Origin of the sequence: Cohnella ginsengisoli (assembly GCF_029525555.1) — a bacterium.
GTDB lineage: Bacteria > Bacillota > Bacilli > Paenibacillales > Paenibacillaceae > Cohnella > Cohnella ginsengisoli.
Window position 1 is genome coordinate 626,042 of record NZ_JAPDHZ010000003.1, and the last position, 15,379, is coordinate 641,420.

The 15,379-nt window shown below is 59.4% G+C and carries 14 protein-coding genes; 2 read left to right on the forward strand and 12 right to left on the reverse strand.

All coding sequences use genetic code 11. The annotated features are described in order from the left end of the window. Positions 1–22: 22 nt before the first annotated feature. The 8 genes from OMP38_RS14020 to OMP38_RS14060 all read right to left on the reverse strand — a co-directional run bounded on the left by OMP38_RS14020 (position 23) and on the right by OMP38_RS14060 (position 10,270). A complete protein-coding gene (locus tag OMP38_RS14020) occupies positions 23–1,090 on the reverse strand; it encodes an ABC transporter permease subunit (protein WP_277566813.1) in 1,068 nt (355 codons plus the stop codon). Then, positions 1,087–1,743 carry a carbohydrate ABC transporter permease gene (locus tag OMP38_RS14025; protein WP_277565699.1) on the reverse strand — a complete coding sequence of 219 codons (657 nt, stop codon included), beginning with the start codon at positions 1,741–1,743 and terminating at the stop codon, positions 1,087–1,089. The genes OMP38_RS14020 and OMP38_RS14025 overlap by 4 nt, the downstream gene beginning before the upstream one ends. A gap of 25 nt (positions 1,744–1,768) precedes the next feature. Then, complete coding sequence (locus OMP38_RS14030; protein ID WP_277565700.1) at positions 1,769–2,869, reverse strand: Gfo/Idh/MocA family protein; 1,101 nt, start codon at positions 2,867–2,869, stop codon at positions 1,769–1,771. 194 nt (positions 2,870–3,063) lie between these two features. Next, positions 3,064–4,275, reverse strand: a complete 1,212-nt coding sequence (locus OMP38_RS14040; protein WP_477100073.1) for a LacI family DNA-binding transcriptional regulator — start codon at positions 4,273–4,275, stop codon at positions 3,064–3,066. Positions 4,276–4,460: 185 nt separating this feature from the next. Further along, complete coding sequence (locus OMP38_RS14045) at positions 4,461–6,047, reverse strand: peptide chain release factor 3 (RefSeq protein WP_277565701.1); 1,587 nt, start codon at positions 6,045–6,047, stop codon at positions 4,461–4,463. A 748-nt stretch (positions 6,048–6,795) separates the two neighbouring features. After that, entirely contained in the window at positions 6,796–8,328 is a 1,533-nt protein-coding gene (locus OMP38_RS14050) for an MDR family MFS transporter (RefSeq protein WP_277565702.1), read from the reverse strand. Between the two features lie 149 nt (positions 8,329–8,477). Next, on the reverse strand, positions 8,478–10,019 hold the full coding sequence (locus OMP38_RS14055; protein ID WP_277565703.1) for an MDR family MFS transporter: 1,542 nt from the start codon (positions 10,017–10,019) through the stop codon (positions 8,478–8,480). A gap of 32 nt (positions 10,020–10,051) precedes the next feature. After that, positions 10,052–10,270, reverse strand: coding sequence for a hypothetical protein (locus OMP38_RS14060; protein ID WP_277565704.1), 219 nt, complete (start codon positions 10,268–10,270; stop codon positions 10,052–10,054). Here OMP38_RS14060 and OMP38_RS14065 point away from each other — a divergent pair. Further along, entirely contained in the window at positions 10,257–10,448 is a 192-nt protein-coding gene (locus tag OMP38_RS14065) for a hypothetical protein (protein WP_277565705.1), read from the forward strand. The two genes, OMP38_RS14060 and OMP38_RS14065, sit on opposite strands and share 14 nt — an antisense overlap. A 268-nt stretch (positions 10,449–10,716) precedes the next feature. Here OMP38_RS14065 and OMP38_RS14070 read toward each other — a convergent pair whose 3' ends face one another. The 4 genes from OMP38_RS14070 to zwf all read right to left on the reverse strand — a co-directional run bounded on the left by OMP38_RS14070 (position 10,717) and on the right by zwf (position 14,550). Beyond that, positions 10,717–11,403, reverse strand: a complete 687-nt coding sequence (locus OMP38_RS14070; protein WP_277565706.1) for a hypothetical protein — start codon at positions 11,401–11,403, stop codon at positions 10,717–10,719. A gap of 17 nt (positions 11,404–11,420) precedes the next feature. Beyond that, positions 11,421–12,050, reverse strand: a complete 630-nt coding sequence (locus OMP38_RS14075; protein WP_277565707.1) for a YhbD family protein — start codon at positions 12,048–12,050, stop codon at positions 11,421–11,423. A 266-nt stretch (positions 12,051–12,316) separates the two neighbouring features. Continuing rightward, entirely contained in the window at positions 12,317–12,940 is a 624-nt protein-coding gene (locus OMP38_RS14080; RefSeq protein WP_277565708.1) for a cyclase family protein, read from the reverse strand. Positions 12,941–12,996: 56 nt separating this feature from the next. Next, positions 12,997–14,550 carry a glucose-6-phosphate dehydrogenase gene (zwf, locus tag OMP38_RS14085; RefSeq protein ID WP_277565709.1) on the reverse strand — a complete coding sequence of 518 codons (1,554 nt, stop codon included), beginning with the start codon at positions 14,548–14,550 and terminating at the stop codon, positions 12,997–12,999. Positions 14,551–14,818: 268 nt separating this feature from the next. On the opposite strand from zwf, the gene OMP38_RS14090 reads away from it, so the two are divergent. Continuing rightward, positions 14,819–15,352, forward strand: a complete 534-nt coding sequence (locus OMP38_RS14090) for a hypothetical protein (protein WP_277565710.1) — start codon at positions 14,819–14,821, stop codon at positions 15,350–15,352. The last annotated feature ends 27 nt before the right edge of the window (positions 15,353–15,379 follow it).

Genomic DNA, 15,379 nt, shown 5'->3' on the forward strand with positions numbered 1-15,379 from the left:
GCTCTCACGGGTGCCGCCGGGATTACTTGATCCCGGTCATGACCACCCCCTCGATGAAGTAGCGCTGGGCGAAGAAGTAGATGACGCCGATCGGCAGCAGCGCGAGGAACGAACCGGCCGCGAGCACCGGGAAGTCGTGCGAAGTCTGGCCCATGATCATCTGGAGGCCGACGCTGAGCGTCTGCAGCTTTTCCGATTGGATGAAGATGAGCGGGGAAAAGAAGTCCGTCCACGAAAAGACGAAGGAGAAGATGAAGCCGCTCACGAGGATCGGGCTGGACAGCGGCAAGATAACCCTGGAGTAGATCGTCCAGTACCCGCCTCCGTCGACGTAGGTCGCTTCGTCCAGTTCCCGCGGGATCGTGAGGAAAAACTGCCTGAACAAAAAGATGAAGTACGGATTGCCGAGTACGTGCGGAACGATGAGCGGCAGCCACGTATCGTACCAGCCGATATCCCGGTACAGCAGATACAGCGGAATCAGCGTCACCTGCGCCGGAATCATAAGCGTGGCCAGCACGATGGCGAACAGGAACTTGCGCGAACGCGCCTTCGTACGGGCGAACCCGAACGCGATCAGCGAGGAGAACAGGATCGTGCCGAGACCGACGGAGCCCGCGATCGCGAACGAGTTGCCGATCCAGCGGCCCATGAGCGGCATCGATTCGAAGAGCCGTCCGAAGGCGCTTAGCGTTAACGGATGCGGGAGAAACTCCGGCGGATATCTGAACGTCTGCTCCTGCGTCTTGAGCATCGTGGACAGCAGCCAGAACAGCGGGCCGGCGAAGATGAACAGGCCGATGAGCAGCGCGACGTATTGCAGCGGCGTTTTGAATCGGTAAGTCATGCCTATGCGTCGCCCCCCTTTATCGCTCTCGTAGTAGACCCAGCGGTTCGACGTTTTCATCACGATCCAGGTCAGGATCAGAATGATGACGAACAGAATCCAGGACTGCGCCATCGCATAGCCGAACTTCATGTCGCGGAATGCGGTATTGTAGGTATTCAGCATGTAGGTCGACGAGGAGTAGTCCGGGCCCCCGTTGTTCAGCAGGCGGGATTCGGTGAACATCTGGAAATAGTAGATCATCTGCAGCACCAGCGAGAAAGAATCGTCGGCGAGATCATCGGCAGCGTGATGGTGAAAAATTGGCGGATTCGGCTGGCGCCGTCGATGCGTGCCGCCTCGTAGAGCTGGGCGGGCACGCCCTTGAGCGCGGCGAGGAAGATCAGGACCGGTCCGCCCGAGCTCCAGATGCCGATCGTCACGATCAGCGGCTTGCTCCATCCTTCGGAGCCGAACCAGTCCACCTTCGGGATGCCGACGGCCTCAAGGAGCTGGTTGACGAAGCCGCCGTCCGTGCCGAACAGCAGCAGCCAGATGATGACCGTCGCGACGGGCGGAACCAGATAAGGCAAGTAATAGATCGTGCGGAAAAAGCGGATGCCCTTGATCTCGACGTTCAGCACGACGGAGATCAGAATTTGGAACATGACCGTGATCGGCACGGCGATAAAAACGAAATACAGCGTGTTGCCGAAGCTTTTCAAATAAATCTGATCCTTGAACAAGTCCCGGTAGTTGTCGAACCCGATCCACTGCGGCGGCGTCACCGAGTTGTAATCCGCGAAGCTGTAGATCATGCTCAGCGCGGCCGGTCCGACGAAAAACACGAGAAAACCTACGATCCAAGGAAGGATAAACAACAAAAACGTGCCTTCCTCTTTCCACCTCGAGGTCATTGCGGACTCCCCCTGTCTGTCGGCCTTAGCTCAGCTCGCTGATGTAGACGTAACGTTCTTCCTTGATGGAACGTTCGGCGGCAAGCGCGACGAGCAGCGCATCCCGGCCGATCCGGCCGTTGGCATAAGGCGCTTCGCCCGTGGCGACAGAATTCAGGAAAGCGTGCCGCTGCCGCTGGCTGCCGGTATGTCCGCCGTTCACCGAATCGGATTCGTGGTCCAGATCGATGTGGTCGCGGCTCCTGTCCTCGGGACCGAAGATGTCGATCGTCTTGTCCTTCTTGGCGATCATCTGGCCGCCGTTGCTGCCGAGCAGACCGATCTCGAGCCCTTCGTCCATCAGGTTCCTCGGCTTCAGATACATGCAGAGTCCGAGATTCGCCTTGCTTCCGTTCTCGTATTCGACGATGACCCAGGCATGGTCGACGATCGAAGTGCTCGTGAGCGTCCGGGTCTCGTAGTGCGTGTAGGAGTTGGTGATCACGTTAGGCTGTCCGTCCTTCAGCACGTGCTGGCCGCCGGAAGCGAATACGCGGCGCGGCTTCGAATCGATCATCCAGTTGAAAATATCGAAGTGGTGGCAATCCTTCTCGATGAGCGCGCCGCCCGACTTGGAAGCGTCGTAGAACCAGTCCACCGGCGGGAACGGATCGCGGAATTCCTTGCACCACATCATGGTGACGTCTCCCAGCCGCCCGGCATCCAGTTCCCTGCGCATCCGGCGATAGATGTTCGAGTAACGGTAAGTGAGGCCGATCTGCAGGATCACGCCGGCCGCTTCCGCCTTGGCGATGATCTCGTCGCATTCGCCGAGCGTCGGCGCGACCGGTTTTTCCAGAAACACATGCTTGCCGCGTTCGATAAACGGTACCGCCGCATCGCGATGCATATAGTTGGGCAGCGAGATGACGACGGCGTCGAAGGTGTCGAGGTGTTCCAACAATTCCAGGTAACTCGCAACGATACCGGGATTGTTTCTTCTTATGTACGGCATCGCCCTTGCCAGGTTGGATTCGCTCGGATCCGCGACCCAGACGATCTCGCAGTTTTCGATTTGATCGAATCCCATCGCATGGCCCGTCCCCATATCCCCTACGCCGATCAGTGCCAGCCGAATTTTATTCATCGTATATCGTATCCCCCAACTCCGATGTTTTTGCGCCAAACTTTATTTGTTTGGATTACAATTTAAATATTATTCGAATATCGGAAAACCGTCAAGGATTTTTAATGCAATTTGGATGGATTTTTCCTTGGTTATTTGGACTTTATTTGGCGAAAATATTCGTAAAATACGATTACTTATGACGGAAGCACAATCTAACATTCGGATTTCATTGATCTAAGCGCTTGCAGAGCCTTTAATTTGGAGAATGTGCACAAACCGCTTTTCACGCAAATTTTTCTTATATTTTGCCGCAAATATATCCAAAATGCTATGGAAAACAAAAGACCCTGCACCGCATAAACGGGCAGGGTGTACGAATGGTGCCGCATCAGGTCGATTGTCTGGCCATTAACTCGAACGGAAGCGTAATCTTGACGGGAAGCGGGTACTTGTTCTGTCTGACGTCGACGAGCGTCTTGGCCGCCACCCAACCGATCTCGAACTTGGGAATATGTACGGAGGTCAGCGGCGGCGTCGCGTACTCGGCGAAGTCGATATTGTCGATGGAGGCGATGGCGACATCCTGGGGGGATGCGCAGACCGCTCTCGAATACCGCACGCATCGCCGAGATCGCCATCATGTCGCTGGCGGCCAGAAATGCGGACGGCAGCTTGGCCGGCTTTTCGAGCGTCCGCTTCATCAGCGTATAGCTTTTTTCCGCATTCCATTCCGTATCGAGGATCCATTCCTTATGGATCGCGAGTCCGGCTTCGTCCATCGCTTCTTTGTAGCCGCGGTATCTTTTTTCCTTGGTGATGTCGAGCGACCTGCCGGAGCCGCCGAGGAAGCCGATATGCCGATGCCCCCGCGAGATCAGATGCTGCACCGCATGCTTCGCCGCCATCAGCCGGTCGTAGCCGACGCTCGGAATGGACGGATCGGATACGTCGATGCCGACGACGCAAGGGATATGGCGCTTGATCGCGTCGTAGACGACCGGATCGATGCTCTCGACGACGATGATGCCGTCCACCCCGCCGTCCTGGATCACCTTTTGCAGCATCTCGGGAGATTTGAGATCTTCGCCGTTGTGTATATAGGCCAATTCTCCGCCGTGCTCCTGAATGCCTCGCTCGATGCCCTCGAGAATCGGAGAAAAGTACGGATGATTGTACTTGTTCTGATTAACCGCCACGATGCAGCCGACCTTGCCGATATCGGGCTGCCGCGCGGATATCCCGCGCTTCGAGCCCGCGCCGTCCTTCGCCGTCTTGCCCGGATTGTAGCCAAGCTGCGCGACCGCGTCCCATATGCGCTGGCGCGTGTCTGCATTGACGGAACGACTCGTATCGTTGTTGACGACTCTGGACACCGTGGAGATCGATACGCCCACTTGATCCGCGATATCCTTTAAAGTAGCCAATTCGGTCCGCTCCTTTGCCTTGATTTGCCCCAAACTTGTATATGGCTTTCATTATAGCCGAACCCCGTCCTTTGGGACAACCGACAATGTCGGCGCGCCAAAGCAAAGACCGCCCCGTGTGCGTCGCGGGGGGCGGCCTTTGTTGGGACCTGTCTTTAATCTGAGGAAAAGCGAAACGTCGGGCCTTACGGCGCCGTCTCCAGAAACTTTACGTCGGGCATGCGCTCCACGGCGGTACGCATCGCGTACTCGTTTTCGAACAGCGCGACGTTATTGTCGTTCTTGTCCTTGACGAGCGTCGAGTTGATGCGGAACTTCGAAGCGTCGAGCTTGTCTGCGACGATCCAGCGGGCGAACTGGAACTGCGTGCGCGCGAGCTGGATGTCGACGCCGTACTCGTTTTTCATCCGGTACTCGAAGACGTCGAATTGAAGCTGGCCGACGACGCCGAGATACGTATCCTCGAACGGGCCGATCGAGCGGAATACCTGCACCATGCCCTCTTCGGTCAGCTGGTCCAGACCTTTGAGGTACTGCTTCTGCTTGAGCGCGTTTTTGACCGATACCTTGGCGAAGATCTCGGGCGAGAACGTCGGCAGCTCGTCGAACGTCAGGTTCGCGCCTTGGGCGAGGCTGTCGCCTATGCGGAAAATGCCCGGATCGAACAAGCCGATAATGTCGCCCGGATAGGCGGTATCGACGATGTCGCGATCCTGCGCGAGAAACTGCTGCGGCTGGGACAGCTTAATGTCCTTGCCCGCGCGCACGTGCTTGACCGACATGCCGCGCTCGAACTTGCCGGAGCAGATGCGCAAGAAAGCGATACGGTCGCGGTGGGCCGGGTTCATGTTCGCCTGGATCTTGAAAATGTAGCCCGAGAACTTCTCGTCGTCAGGTTCCACTTCGCCGTCCGTCGTGCGGCGCGACGTCGGTGCCGGAGCGAGCTGCAGGAAGTTCTCGAGGAATGTCTGCACGCCGAAGTTGTTGACGGCGCTGCCGAAGAAGACCGGCGTCAGCTCGCCCGCTCGGACCTTCTCGTAGTCGAACGGGTCGCCCGCGACGTCGAGCAGCTCGAGATCCTGCGCCAGTTGGTCGGCGAGATAATCGCCCGCCATCTCGCGGATCGCCGGATCGTTGTAGTCGGCGGCCGGGCGGACCTCGATCGTGGAGTGATCGTTGCCCTGGAACAGCTCGACCTGCTTCTTCATGCGGTCGTAAACGCCGCACAGCTCGCGTCCCATGCCGATCGGCCAGTTCATCGGCACCGAGCGGATGCCGAGCACGCGCTCGATCTCCTCGAGCAGCTCGAACGGATTCTGCCCTTCGCGGTCGAGCTTGTTAATAAAGGTGAAGATCGGAATGCCCCGCTTGCGACATACCTGGAACAGCTTGATCGTCTGCGCTTCGACGCCCTTGGCGACGTCGATGAGCATGACCGCGCTGTCGGCGGCGGTCAGCGTGCGGTACGTGTCTTCGCTGAAGTCCTGGTGACCCGGGGTGTCGAGGATGTTCACGTTTTTGCCGGCATACTGAAACTGCATGACCGACGAAGTGACGGAGATCCCCCGCTGCTTCTCGATCTCCATCCAGTCGCTGGTCGCGTGACGGGCGGCTTTGCGCGCCTTGACCGAGCCGGCAATATGAATCGCGCCCCCGTACAGCAGCAGCTTTTCGGTCAGCGTCGTTTTGCCCGCATCGGGGTGGGATATGATCGCGAAGGTGCGGCGCTTCGCCACTTCCTGCTTAAGTTCGTCGCGGATCGCTTTGCTCATGAATCACGGATTCCTCTCTTGGACAATATGGCAAATTACATTATAGCATATTGTGCCCGGCCAGGGAGGTGAACGACTGCGATCTACGGGTCATGCGGCGAGTATAGCGCATTTTTGCGCTATGGCGGCGGCGAGCGTGGCGCGAGCAAAGGGCATGCGGTGAAAATAGCGCATTTTTGCGCTATGGCGGAGGCGAGCGTGGCGCGAGCAAAGGGCAGGCGGCGAGAATAGCGCATTTTTGCGCGATGGCGGCGACGATGAGCGTGAAGCGAGCAAAGGGCAGGCGGCGAGAATAGCGCATTTTTGCGCTATGGCGGAGGCGAGCGTGGCGCGAGCAAAGGGCAGGCGGTGAGAATAGCGCATTTTTGCGCTATGGCGGAGGCGAGCGTGGCGCGAGCATAGGGCAGGCGGCGAGAATAGCGCATTTTCGCGCTATGGCGGCGGTGAGCGTGGCGCGAGCAAAGGGCCTGCGGCGAGAATAGCGCATTTTCGCGCTATGGCGGTGGCGTGTATGGCGCGAGCAAAGGGCATACGGCGAGAATAGCGCATTTTTGCGCTATGGCGGAGGCGAGCGTGGCGCGAGCAAAGGGAATGCGGCGAAAATAGTGCATTTTTGCGCTATGGCGGCGGTGAGCGTGCATGCAAGAGCGACACCTCAGGTAAGTATCTCAACCCGCACGCGTAAAAAAGCCGCATTGCACCCCGAGGTGCAACGCGGCTTCCTGTCCTTTGCCGATAAATCCGCAGCTTAATGCGCCAGCGGCGCGTCTCCGTCTTCCCGCTTCTGCAGCACTTCCTTCTTCAGGAACCAGCAGAGCACGAAGGCGATGCAGACGAACACGATCGAGATGACGTACAAATTGTGATACGCGCTCGCGAACGCGGTCTTCACCTGTTCGAGCAGATCCGGCGCGAGTCCCTTCGGGATACCGCCCGTCTGGATCTCGCCCGCGGTGCCCGCCGGCAATCGATCCGCGATACCCGCAATGCCCGACTTGATGTCGCCCGCCAGCAGCGAGCCGAAGACGCTGAGACCGATCGACGCCCCGATCGACTGGAAGAGCTGCACGGTCGACAGCGCGATCCCGCTTTCCTCTTTGCTGACCGACTCCTGGACGATCAGATTGTCTCCCCCGAACAACGCGCCGAGGCCGACGCCCATAATGACGAAGGTGACGACGACGAACATGACGCTGACGTCGATGTCGAATTGCAGCATGAACGCCAAGGCGATGATCGGCAGCGTAAACGAAAGAATAAAAATCGTGCGGTATGCGACGCGCGTGATGAGGAAGCCGACCAGGATGCTGAACGGAATCGCCCCGCCCATGAACGCCAGGTTCAAATACCCCGAAGCCCTCGGCGACAGATCCATGACGTTTTGCGCGAAAAACGGGAAGTTGGCGAACGTGCCCATGACGCCGAGCATGAGGATGAACACGATGCTCGACAGCACGACGACGTTGCGGTTGCGGAAGAGATGAAGCGGGATAATCGGTTCTTCCACGCGCCGTTCGATCCAGATGAGCAGCGCCGTCAGTACGACGCACAGGACGAGCATGCCGATAATAAGCGGCGAGCTCCACGACAGCCCCTGCGTCTCGATGAGCACCGGCGCGAGCAGCAGGGAGAGCAGCGCGAGCATGAGCGTCGCGGCGCCGAGCCAGTCGATCCTCTTCTTTTCCTCGCCTCTCTTTTCGACCATCCCGAACCACATGACGGCCGCGGTCAGTATGCCGAACGGCAGATTGATCAGGAAAATCCAATGCCAGTTGACGTGCGAGATGAGCTCGCCGCTGATCGTCGGTCCGAGCAGCTGCGGGAGGATCATCAGCGGTCCGAACAAAGCCTGCAGCTTGGCGCGCTGCTCGAGCTCGTACGTATCGCCTAAAATGACCATCGCGAGCGGCATCAGCCCGCCTGCCCCGATCCCTTGAATGCCCCGTCCGACGAGGAGCATCGGCATCGATTGGGCGAGCCCGCAGACGAACGAACCCGCGATGAACAGCCCGATGCACGCGAGGTAGACGCGTTTGCGGCCGTAGAGATCGGCCAGCTTGCCGAGGATCGGCATGAACAGCGTCATGGACAGCATGTAGATGCCGGCCACCCAGCCCATGAGCGGCAGCCCGTGCAGGTCCCGGATGATCGTCGGCATCGCCGTGGAGACGATCGTCTCGTCGAGCTCCGCGAAAATCAGGCCGAGCATCAGTCCCGTCAGTACGAGCGCTTTGTTGTTTTTGCGTCCGATCGCGGCTTGCGCGAGTCGAGCCATAGCCATTTGCGTTTACACCCCTTTAAATCGGCGGAGCCGCCGCCTTGGATGGCATCTCCGCGCTTTGAACTGTCGCCATCTTACGACCGCTTTGTGAACTCAATATGAAATGCGAGGCTGGAATCTTGCCCAATGCCGCGCCTCCGAACTGCCGCTCAATGCCCGCCGGCCGCTATCTCCGGCTTCTCCCCTTTTCCGGGAATCTCAAGCTTCGACCGGCCCATGAAAAAGACGGCGGCGAGCGCGAGCCCCGCGGGCACGAGCGACCACAGGAACATGTGCGAGATCGAGGACGACAACGCCTCGACGATCTTGTGCAGCGTTTCCTCGGGTATATTGGCGCGATTTTCCGGCGTCAACGATTGACGGATGTCGCCGAGCGCCGCGCCGGCGCCCTGCGCGTTGTCCGCGCCGTCGAACGCTTCCTTCATCTTGTCCGCGAGCGAGTTGCGCTGCATGATGCCGAAGACGGTCAGGCCGACCGTCATGCCGAGCGAACGCACGAACGACATCGTCGAGCTCGCCGAGCCTCGCTGGTTGGCTCCGAAGCCGTGCATGCTGGCCATGCCGAGCACGGAAAACGAGAAGCCGACGCCGACGCCCGTGACGATCATGTACCAGACCAGCGTCGCCTTCGACGTGTCCGGCGTGATCGTCGACAGCAGCGCCGCCCCGATCACGAGGATGACGGCGGACAAGATCATGACGTTTCGGTAAGACGTCTTCATCGCCAGAAACGCGCCGATCTGCGAAGAAACGACCGAGCCGAGCGTCAGCGGGAGCAGGATGAGGCCCGAATTCGTCGCGGAGCCGCCGTTCACGCCCTGCACGAAGATCGGAATGTACATCGCGAACGTGATGAACGCCGCGCCGTAGAACAATCCCGCTACCGTGCTCGAAGCGAACAGCCGCTGCCGGAACATGCCGTAGGAAATGATCGGATCCGCCGCCTTCGTCTCCGCGTACAGGAACACCGCGAAAAGGACGAACGCCGCGGCGAACAGCGAGACGATCTGCGCCGAGTCCCATGCATACGTGCCTCCGCCCAGCTCCAGCGCGAACATGAGGCCGACGACCGCGCCGACGAGCGTGGAGGCGCCCCACCAGTCGATCCGTTGTTTCAGATGAACGCGGGATTCCTTGTAGCCGAAGACGATCAGCGCCAGCGCGACCAGCCCCAGCGGGAGATTGATGTAGAAAATCCAGCGCCAGTGGACATGGTCGGTAATATAAGCGCCCAGCAGCGGCCCAGCCAGGCTCGAGGTGCCGAATACGGCGCCGAAGATGCCCGACATGCCGCCCCGCTTTTCGACAGGGATAACGTCGAACAGAATCGTGAAGGCGATCGGTACGAGCGCGCCGCCTCCGATGCCTTGAATGGCGCGATAGATCGACAGTTCGGTAATACTCGTCGCCGTTCCGCACAGCACCGAGCCGAGCAGGAACATGATCATGCCGAAGATGAAAAACCGCTTGCGGCCGTACATGTCGGACAGCTTGCCGAAGATCGGCATGCCGGCCATTTCCGTGACGAGGTACGCCGAGGTGACCCAGACGATCTTGTCGTAGTCGCCGAGCTCGGAGACGATCGTCGCCATGGCGGTACCGACGATCGTGTTGTCGATGGCCGCCACGAAGATGCCGAGCATCAGTCCGGCGAGGACGATGCCCAGCTTGTTGCTTTGCGAAGCGCTCATGATTAATCCTCCCGTTAACGATAAATATCGATTTAAATGCGTACGCGCTGACCGACCTTGGCGCGCGAGTCTACGCGAAGCTCGCGCCGGTATTCGACACGCCCAATCACGCAGCCGGGACCGATGACGACATCCCCGCCCCTTACGACATCGGCTTCCGTGTATTGCAGCTCCACCTGGTCGCCCTCGATCGTGCCCGCCTTCAGCGAAGCAGCTCCCGAAGGCGACACCCAATTTTTGAGGGCGCTCATCCGGCTGCGCCGTACGCGAAGCTTGCCGCCCCCTGAGCTCGCCTACGGAGCTCGGGCCATACAAGCCGAGCTCCAGGCGCTCGGCGCTGAGCAGTCCGCCGCAGACGATGGCGCCGCGCAGCGCAGCCTCGCCGAGCTCCGCGTCGCCATCCACGGCGAGCTGGCCGTAGAGCTTTAACTTTTCGCCGCGCAAACTGCCCTTTACCTTGATCTCGCCCGTTCCCTCGATTTCTCCGCCCGCAAGGTTTGTATCGACGCCGCAAGTGCCGGTGAGCTTTACAGCTGCCGCCGTTAACCCGCCGCGTATTTCGACGCTGCCGGTGCAAGCCAGCTTGCTGCAGTCCACGTCTCCGCGAAACTCGCACTCGCCCGTGACCTTCACTTGGCCGAAGGCGCCTCCGTTCGAAGAGCTCGTGCCGACCATTTTTAATGCGGGCCGCCGCTGATTAGCCATTTGTTTTCGCCTCCTCGCCGATTCGGGCCGACGGATGCTTGCGGAGCTCGGTCCGGTACTCCACGCGGTCGATGACGCAGCCTTCGCCGATCGCCACCCGATCTCCCCGCACGACTTTTACCGTCGCGTGATCCAGCTCGATCACGTCGCCCTCGATGAGATCGACGATGAGCTCCTGCGCAAAGCTCGGCAGCATCCGCTGCCAGATCGATTGCCAAGCGCCGGTTCGTCCTTTGACGATGCGGATCGACTCGCCGCCGATCTCCTTCGCGGTGCCTCTGCCCTGCAGCTTGAGATCGATCGTGCCCGCGTTGAGCAGCCCGCCGATTTTGAATGCGCCTTCGCCCTCGATCATATCCATCTCGCAATCCTCGTCGACGGTCAGCATGCCGTTTAAGCGTACCCGCCGCCCCGAATACGCGCCTTTAACCGTGATCACGCCGTCGATGGCGGCCGTGCTGGCTCTTACGCCGCCCGCGACGTCAAGCGTGCCGTCGAGGTCCAGCTCGTTTGCCGTCAAGTGGCCCTCTACGCGGATGCGACCGTCCGCGTTGAATACCTGTGCTTCCACATCGGCCGCCACCTTGCAGACGCCGTTGAGCGCCACGTTTTTGTAGACACCGCCCGCCGCCGTTCCGATGCCGTCCATTTTCAAATCGCCGATCATCTCGCCAGCCATCGCTGCTCATCCTCTCCTTAGTTCAGCTTGCTCCTCAACTGCTCCGCGATCTCCGACAGTTGCAGCCTGGCAACCGTCTTCACGCCGGCATCGAAATACAGCGCAGACGGCACTGCCGCGAGCGCAAACATCGACACGCCCATCTTCCGCATGAACAGGAGCTCGCACGGCTTGCCTTCGTAGCGGGGAAAATGATCGCGAAGCGTCTCCATTAACAAGCCGCTCTCGTCAAGGCTGATCTCTCCCGCGGACAGCAGCTGATCCGTCGCATACAAGTACAACAGCTGCGCAAACGAATAAGCTTCCTGACCGTTCAACTGCGCCGGCGTGCTGTGCCGATTGATCGAAATTTCCGAAACAATGTTACGTTCCATTAATTCGCGCTTGTTCAACCTGAGATCCTCATGAAAAGGAGAAAGCTTGCCGGCCAGCTCATCCAACGACAAATCTTCCTTCATGTTCATGATTCGGTCGATTCTCGCCAGTATCATATCTTTCGGGAAAAACGTCTCCTGCCCCGTGAACGTGGACTTTCGGATAAACCATTCCTCGGGGATCAGCTGCTTGCGCTTCCAGCGGTACAGCTGGCCATAGGAGATGCCCATAAGCTCCAGCAGATCTTTTTTGGAGATTAATTCGCGCTCCATGTTCCTCACCTCTACAGTCAGTATAACATAACACTGTTACGTTATAAAGGGGCGAATGGAACAGGCCGCGAAATTGATTGTAATTGTGTAAAGGGAAATCCGCTTCCGTCTGCGGTAGCTGCGCATACTCGGTCTCGAGACCGAGCAGGCCGACGAGAAGTTCGGACTCGGCGCATCGATATCCGCCAAACGGCGCACGCCAACCCGCCATTTCCGCAAAATAAAATCGGGACGCTCAGCGTCCCGATTCTGTCGAACACATTCAGTTAGTCGCCAATCAGCAGCGCCCTGGCCGGCGCCGCATCGATCCCGGTCATCTTCAACGGCGCGATGACGAGCCAGTACGAACCCGGCGCCACTTCCTTCAGCCGCAAGCCTTCGACGATGACGACGCCTGCGCGCATCAGCGTGCGATGCGTCGGGTACTCCGCCTGCGCCCGTTCGATGCCGAGCGCGTCCGTAGCGGCGACCGCGATGCCGATATCGGCCAGGTAACGCGCCCCGTCTTCGCGCAGGAAGACGAAGTCCATCAGGAATTCCTCGCTGTACGAGCTGCTCGTCTTGAACAGCAGTCGCTCGCCCTTCTGAATGTTGAACGGCACAAGATCATCCTTCGTGATCGAATCCTTGACATGCGTCAGATCGAGCACGCGCGCCGGTCCGACCAGCTGCTCCAGCGGGATCGTCTCGATCGTGGCGCCGCCAGCCAGCATATGAAGAGGCGCATCCACGTGCGTACCGGTATGAACGTTCATCGTCAGCAAGCTCTCGTGCGGCTTGCCCTGATCGTGATTTTGCACGTTTGTAATGCTAGGCTTTTTAGCCTCGTAGTTTTTCCATACCTGCATGCCTTCTTCGATCGTCATGCTGATGTCGTAGATACGCGGCATCCGTTGTCTCCTCCTCCGAATAAAGGCTGCCCGCGCAGGCGGGCAGCCTCTCTGCATTACTTGCCGGTGTTGCTGACCCAGATGACGTTGTCTTCGTCCTGTCCGTTCACCGGCCACCAATGGAAGCCGTCCTGATGCAGCAGCTTGTGCGCCTGCTGCGGTCCCCAAGCGCCGGCGGAGTAGTGGGCAAGATCGGCGGCATGCTCCTGCCAGGCGGCCGCGATCGGATCGACCAGCTGCCAGGCGGCCGCAAGCTCGTCCCAACGCGTGAAGTAGGTCGAATCCCCGCGCGCCGCGTCGAAGATCAAACGTTCGTAGGCTTCAGGCGTGTTGATGCCGACCTGGCAGCTCTGGCAGAATTCCATCGCCACGGGCTGCACGGTCATCTCGTTGCCCGGCTTTTTGGCGTTGATCCGGATGTAGATGCCTTCCATCGGATTGACGCGAATGACCAGCAGGTTCGGCTGGAGCTGCTGACGGCTCGCGAACAGCAGGTTGCCCGGCACGTTCTTGAACTCGACGACGATCTCGGTCGACTTGACCGGGAGCCGCTTGCCCGTGCGGACGTAGAACGGCACGCCCGACCACCGGAAATTGTCCACGAACAGACGAGCAGCGAAAAACGTCTCGGTCGTCGAATCCGCGGGCACCGAATCTTCCTCGCGGTAACCCTTGAGCGCTTGGCCTCTTAGCTCGCCCGACGTGTATTGGCCGCGGATGACGCGCTCGCGTACCTCGTCGCCGGACTTGAAGCTGCGCAGGGAGCGCAGCACCTTGACCTTCTCGTCGCGGATCGCTTCGGGATCGAGATGGCTCGGAGGCTCCATCGCGATCATCGTCAGCATCTGCAGCATATGGTTCTGCACCATGTCGCGCAGCGCGCCCGACTTGTTGTAGTAGGCGCCTCGCTCTTCGACGCCGACTGTCTCGGACAGCGTGATCTGGACGTTCGCGATATGCTGCTTGTTCCAGAGCGGCTCGAAGAAGGCGTTCGCGAAGCGAATGACCTCGATGTTCTGCACCATTTCCTTGCCCAGGTAATGGTCGATCCGGAATACTTCTTCCTCTTTGAACACGTGCCGGATCTCCTCGTTCAGCTTGGACGCGGATGGATAGTCGTAGCCGAACGGCTTTTCGATGACCAGTCTGTGCCAGCCCGCGCTCTCCAGCATGCCGCCGTCGCGAAGATTCCTGGAAACGGTGCCGAAAAGCTCAGGCGCGAGCGCCAGGTAGAAGAGGCGATTGCCGGCGATCGAATAGCGCGCTTCGAGCGCTTCCGTCGACGCCTGCAACTCGCGGAAACCGTCCACGTTGCCGATGTCGAGCGAATGGTACGTGAAGCGTTCCGCGAAGTCCTGCCATTCCTGGCCTTCCCCGATTTTGTAGCGGCAAAACTCCTTGATCGATTCGAGGACGTCCTCGCGGAACTGCTCGTCCGTGCGCGGACGCCGCGCGAGGCCGACGATGGCGAATTTGTCGCCTAGCTTGCCTTCGCGGTATAGGCTGTACAAAGCCGGGAACAGCTTGCGGCGAGCCAGGTCGCCCGTCGCGCCGAAGATAAAGTAAACCGCGCCATCCGCGGTTACGTTGTCGATCAATTGGTCCGTCATTCGTTCTTCAACTCTCTATGCGGTAGGATAGCGTTCGCCCGAACTCCGGCCGGATCGCCGCAGCTTCTGTCGGACTGCATCGCTTTAAAGCCCAAGTTTGACCCTTACTCATGCACAGTAGTTTATCATAATTGACTTCGCTAAGCTATTCTTTTGGCTTTTTTTGACAACCGCCGTGCCGGTGTTTCAAGCGCATGCGGACCGGGTAATTCAGCATAACTTATTAAAATAGGAAATTACGGCCGAATGCCGGAGGAGGTCAGCGATTATGGCCATACGTTTCAACAGCTTGTACGGACCCGCCCGTCTTACGTCCCGGGTAACCCCCGTCAATCGAGTGACGCCGCTCTTGCCGTTCCAGGAAGTACTCGACGAGGAATCGTACCGGTACGTTCGCGATGAAGACGATTCGCGACGCGCGCCCGCGCCTGCGCCGCTGCCCTCTCACGTCAAGCGCGCCGCCGAAGCCGCCTCGTCCGTCGTGAAGCAGGCGATCGAAGTGAATTACGCCGTCGACAAAGTGTACGCAAGTCCGTCCGACGCCGCGATGACCGAGCTTCAGGACAAGGCCGAGAGCTTGAGCCGAAGCCTCCAATCGGAGCAAGAGCTTCAGCTCGATCCGAGTATCGGAGAGCGCCTCTCCGCCGCCTATTCGCCCATGGGCTGGCGCAGGGTCGCCGAGCCGTTGGCCGAGCAAGCCCCTTGGCGGATGATTCCCATCCGCGAAGCGATCTATACCGATCAAATGCAGCTGCAGTCGCTGTATCCCGATACCGGCCTGCTGCTCAGCGCGGAAGCTTAAATGCGATCTTGGAAAAGGGACGTTGCA

Excerpts from the sequence above, each read along its gene's own strand:
- OMP38_RS14090 (WP_277565710.1), top strand. The coding sequence starts at position 14,819 with ATGGCCATACGTTTCAACAGCTTGTACGGACCCGCCCGTCTTACGTCC.
- zwf (WP_277565709.1), bottom strand. The coding sequence starts at position 14,550 with ATGACGGACCAATTGATCGACAACGTAACCGCGGATGGCGCGGTTTAC.
- OMP38_RS14075 (WP_277565707.1), bottom strand. The coding sequence starts at position 12,050 with ATGGAGCGCGAATTAATCTCCAAAAAAGATCTGCTGGAGCTTATGGGC.
- OMP38_RS14050 (WP_277565702.1), bottom strand. The coding sequence starts at position 8,328 with ATGGCTATGGCTCGACTCGCGCAAGCCGCGATCGGACGCAAAAACAAC.
- OMP38_RS14020 (WP_277566813.1), bottom strand. The coding sequence starts at position 1,090 with ATGATCTACTATTTCCAGATGTTCACCGAATCCCGCCTGCTGAACAAC.
- OMP38_RS14025 (WP_277565699.1), bottom strand. The coding sequence starts at position 1,743 with ATGACCTCGAGGTGGAAAGAGGAAGGCACGTTTTTGTTGTTTATCCTT.
- OMP38_RS14080 (WP_277565708.1), bottom strand. The coding sequence starts at position 12,940 with ATGCCGCGTATCTACGACATCAGCATGACGATCGAAGAAGGCATGCAG.
- OMP38_RS14070 (WP_277565706.1), bottom strand. The coding sequence starts at position 11,403 with ATGGCTGGCGAGATGATCGGCGATTTGAAAATGGACGGCATCGGAACG.
- OMP38_RS14045 (WP_277565701.1), bottom strand. The coding sequence starts at position 6,047 with ATGAGCAAAGCGATCCGCGACGAACTTAAGCAGGAAGTGGCGAAGCGC.
- OMP38_RS14055 (WP_277565703.1), bottom strand. The coding sequence starts at position 10,019 with ATGAGCGCTTCGCAAAGCAACAAGCTGGGCATCGTCCTCGCCGGACTG.
- OMP38_RS14060 (WP_277565704.1), bottom strand. The coding sequence starts at position 10,270 with ATGAGCGCCCTCAAAAATTGGGTGTCGCCTTCGGGAGCTGCTTCGCTG.
- OMP38_RS14030 (WP_277565700.1), bottom strand. The coding sequence starts at position 2,869 with ATGAATAAAATTCGGCTGGCACTGATCGGCGTAGGGGATATGGGGACG.